Here is a 3,894-nt window from a genome sequence, read left to right as displayed (position 1 = left end):
TGGTCGCCTACCGGGTCGCCGGCCCCTCCCGCGTCCTCGCGGCCTTCCCCCGGCCGGCACGGCGAGCACGGGTGCGCGGCGACCCGGTAGGCGACCAGGCTGGAGTACGGGCCGCCCAGTGTGTCGGCGCGCGGCAGGGGGAGACGGCGGGTGAACCGGCCCCGGCCGCTGCCGGTGAGGAGTAGAGCGAGGGGGCGGTCCGGTCCGTCTGCCCGGGTGACGCGCACGGCGAGCCCCAGCCCGTCGGGCAGCCGCCGTGGCAGCCGGGCCGCTCGGGAGAGGCGCACCGTGGCCCCGTACAGCCCGACCCTGTCCAGCCAGGGGACGCCCCAGGGTTCACCCCCGTCGGTCACGACCTCCAGCTCCGCCGCGCACGTCAGTCCGTGCGGGTGCAGTGCGGGAGCGCGGCGCAGCCGGGCCAGCAGCCGGAAACCGGCTTCGACGGGCGACGGCGCCCCGCCGAGGCGCCGGGAGCCCTGGCGGGTGCGACGCCTGCCGGGGCGAGTGCGACCCCTGCGCGGCCTGCCGGAAACCACAGGTCGAATCCTTGACCCCGGGTCCACCCTCCCCGATGCTGTGTTGCGGAACATGCGTTGTGTACCGCCATAAGCAACATCAGTCTGAGGTCTTGTACCAGCCGAGGAGTGGCCATGGCTCACCAGGTCCGTGCTGTCGTCGCGCGAGGGAAGGGCGCCCCCGTCAGCCTGGAAACGATCATCGTGCCCGACCCCGGACCGGGTGAGGCGCTGGTCAGGATCGAGGCGTGCGGGGTCTGCCACACCGATCTCCACTATCGCGAGGGCGGCATCAACGACGACTTCCCCTTCCTGCTGGGCCACGAGGCCGCCGGTGTCGTGGAGTCGGTGGGGGAGGGAGTCACCGACGTGGCCCCCGGTGACTTCGTCATCCTCAACTGGCGTGCCGTGTGCGGGCAGTGCCGGGCCTGTCGGCGCGGCCGGCCGTGGTACTGCTTCGCCACGCACAACGCCAAGCAGAAGATGACCCTGACCGACGGCACGGAGCTGTCCCCGGCGCTGGGTATCGGCGCCTTCGCGGAGAAGACGCTGGTGGCGGCGGGGCAGTGCACCAAGGTCGACCGCGCCGCGTCCGCGGCGGCCGCCGGTCTGCTCGGCTGCGGCGTCATGGCAGGCATCGGCGCGGCCATCAACACCGGCAACGTCGGACGCGGTGACAGCGTCGCCGTCATCGGCTGCGGCGGGGTCGGCGCCGCCGCGGTCGTCGGGTCGAACCTGGCGGGCGCGGCGAAGATCATCGCGGTGGACATCGACGACCGGAAGCTCCGGACCGCCGAGAAGCTGGGCGCGACCCACACCGTCAACTCCCGCGACACCGACGCCGTCGAGGCGATCCGCGAGCTGACCGGCGGCTTCGGCGCCGACGTCGTCATCGAGGCGGTGGGCCGCCCCGAGACGTACCGGCAGGCCTTCTACGCCCGCGACCTCGCCGGCACGGTCGTCCTCGTCGGCGTGCCCACCCCGGAGATGAAGCTGGAGCTGCCCCTGCTCGACGTCTTCGGTCGCGGTGGTTCGCTGAAGTCGTCCTGGTACGGCGACTGCCTGCCGTCCCGTGACTTCCCGATGCTCATCGACCTCTATCTCCAGGGCCGGCTCGACCTCGACGCCTTCGTCACCGAGACCATCGCCCTGGACGACGTGGAGAAGGCCTTCGAGCGGATGCACCACGGTGACGTGCTGCGCTCGGTGGTGGTCCTGTGACGGCCGACGCCCGCATCGAACACCTCGTCACCTCGGGCACCTTCAGTCTGGACGGCGGCACCTGGGACGTCGACAACAACGTGTGGATCGTCGGCGACGACCACGAGGTCGTCGTCATCGACGCCGCCCACGACGCCGACGCCATCGCCGAGGCCATCGGCGACCGCAGGCTGACGGCCGTCATCTGCACCCACGCCCACAACGACCACATCGACGCCGCGCCCGCCCTCGCCGAGCGCACCGGCGCCCCGATCCTCCTCCATCCGGACGACCTGCCGCTGTGGAAGCAGACTCACCCCGAGCGCGCGCCCGACGGTGAACTCGCCGACGGGCAGGTCCTGACGGTGGCGGGTGTCGAGCTGACCGTGCTGCACACGCCCGGCCATGCCCCCGGCGCGGTCTGCCTGTACGCGCCGGACCTGGCGGCCCTCTTCAGCGGCGACACCCTGTTCGCGGGCGGACCGGGCGCGACGGGCAGGTCGTACAGCGACTTCCCCACCATCGTCGACTCCATCCGCGACCGGCTGCTGACCCTGCCGGGCGACACCGTCGTCCACACCGGTCACGGGGGGACGACCACGATCGCCACGGAGGCCCCGCACCTCCAGGAATGGCTCGACCGCGGTTTCTGACCGGGTCCCCCGAGGTTCCCCGCGCGGCGCCCGTACCGCCTGTTTCCGCAGGTGGTACGGGCGTTTCGAGCTGTCTTCGGGGCGGCCCGTGGACCCGTCCGAAGCGGGCCTTTCGACGCCTTGACAAGGGTTCAGGGCGACCCCAGACTGATGTTGCGCTTACCGCAATCCGTTTCGCTATACGCACCGAGGTGTCATGATGATTCCCGCGTGCCGTCTCGCGGATCTTCCGCGAGGCGAGGCCATCCGGCTCGACATCGACCCGCCGGTCTCGGTGTTCCACACCGACGACGGCGAGGTCTTCGCCATCGACGACACCTGCACCCACCAGGACGCCTCGCTCGCCGACGGCTGGCTGGAGGGCTGCGAGGTGGAATGCCCGCTGCACGCCTCGAAGTTCGACCTGCGGACCGGAGCGGTCGACGCTCCGCCGGCCAAGCTGCCGGTGCGGACGCACGAGGTCGTCGTCGAGGACGGCATGATCTATGTGAAGGTGTCCACGGACGCCCCCAACCTGCCGCCCTGCGTGGCCGCCCGGCTCGCCGGTGGTCCCGCGTGAGGACGGTGGCCGTCGTGGGCGCCTCGCTCGCCGGCCTCTCGGCGGCGCGCTCGCTGCGGAAGCAGGGCTACGACGGGCGGCTCGTCGTCATCGGCGACGAACTCCACCGCCCGTACGACCGGCCCCCTCTCTCCAAGGAGTTCCTCTCCGGGGTGCTCGGCGAGACCGACCTCGCGCTGGAGACGGACGGCGAGGACCTGCGGGCCGAGTGGCTGCTCGGCACCCGGGCCGTGGGGCTCGACGCCCGTGAGCGGACCGTGCGGCTCGCCGACGGCGGCTCGGTGCGGGCCGACGGCATCGTCATCGCCACCGGCGCCGCCGCCCGGCAACTGCCCGGCTCCGAGGGCCTCGCCGGGGTGCACGTCCTGCGCACCCTGGACGACGCCCGCGCCCTACGGGACGAACTGGCCGGCGGCGGACGGCTGGTCGTGATCGGCGGCGGCTTCATCGGCGCCGAGGTCGCCTCCACCGCCTCCGCGCTCGGCCTGGACGTGACGGTCGTCGAGGCGGCGCCCACACCGCTCGCCGGGCCGCTCGGCGAGGAGATGGGCCGTATCGTCTCCGCCCTCCACACCGACCACGGCGTACGGCTGTTGTGCGGAGTCGGCGTCAAGGGGCTCAGCGGCGAGGCCAGGGTCGACGCCGTCCTCCTGGAGGACGGCCGGACGATCCCCGCCGACATCGTCGTCGTCGGCGTGGGCGCCCGCCCGTGCGTCGAGTGGCTGGAGGGATCCGGCATCGCGCTCGACAACGGCGTGACGTGCGGCGCCGACGGCCGCACCAGCCTCGCCGGCGTCGTCGCCGTCGGGGACTGCGCCTCCTGGTACGACCCGCGCGCCGGACACCACCGCCGCGTCGAACACTGGACCGGCGCCCAGGAACGGCCCGCCGCCGCCGTCGCCACCCTGCTGGCGGGCGGCGCCGTGGAACCGGGTGTGCCCCGGCCGCCGTACTTCTGGTCCGACCA

General features: G+C 72.9%; 4 protein-coding genes and 1 pseudogene. 4 read left to right on the top strand and 1 reads right to left on the bottom strand.

All coding sequences use genetic code 11. The annotated features are described in order from the left end of the window. Positions 1-536 (bottom strand): annotated as a pseudogene (locus AOK23_RS42390) (hypothetical protein); the annotation flags it as partial. 114 nt (positions 537-650) lie between these two features. On the opposite strand from AOK23_RS42390, the gene AOK23_RS42385 reads away from it, so the two are divergent. The 4 genes from AOK23_RS42385 to AOK23_RS42370 all read left to right on the top strand — a co-directional run. After that, a complete protein-coding gene (locus AOK23_RS42385) occupies positions 651-1,736 on the top strand; it encodes an S-(hydroxymethyl)mycothiol dehydrogenase (protein WP_055717709.1) in 1,086 nt (361 codons plus the stop codon). Further along, positions 1,733-2,368: an MBL fold metallo-hydrolase gene (locus AOK23_RS42380; protein ID WP_055717708.1), complete on the top strand. Its 636-nt coding sequence runs from the start codon at positions 1,733-1,735 to the stop codon at positions 2,366-2,368. The genes AOK23_RS42385 and AOK23_RS42380 overlap by 4 nt, the downstream gene beginning before the upstream one ends. Before the next feature lie 196 nt (positions 2,369-2,564). Next, positions 2,565-2,927 (top strand): bifunctional 3-phenylpropionate/cinnamic acid dioxygenase ferredoxin subunit, encoded by a 363-nt coding sequence (locus AOK23_RS42375; RefSeq protein ID WP_055717707.1) that lies wholly within the window; start codon positions 2,565-2,567, stop codon positions 2,925-2,927. After that, positions 2,924-3,894, top strand: a 971-nt coding sequence (locus AOK23_RS42370; RefSeq protein WP_055717710.1) for an NAD(P)/FAD-dependent oxidoreductase, incomplete at its 3' end; no start/stop codon positions are given. The genes AOK23_RS42375 and AOK23_RS42370, both read left to right, overlap by 4 nt.

Origin of the sequence: Streptomyces torulosus (assembly GCF_001419765.1) — a bacterium.
Classification (GTDB): Bacteria; Actinomycetota; Actinomycetes; order Streptomycetales; family Streptomycetaceae; genus Streptomyces; species Streptomyces torulosus.
This window is presented reverse-complemented; position numbering and strand designations above follow the sequence as displayed.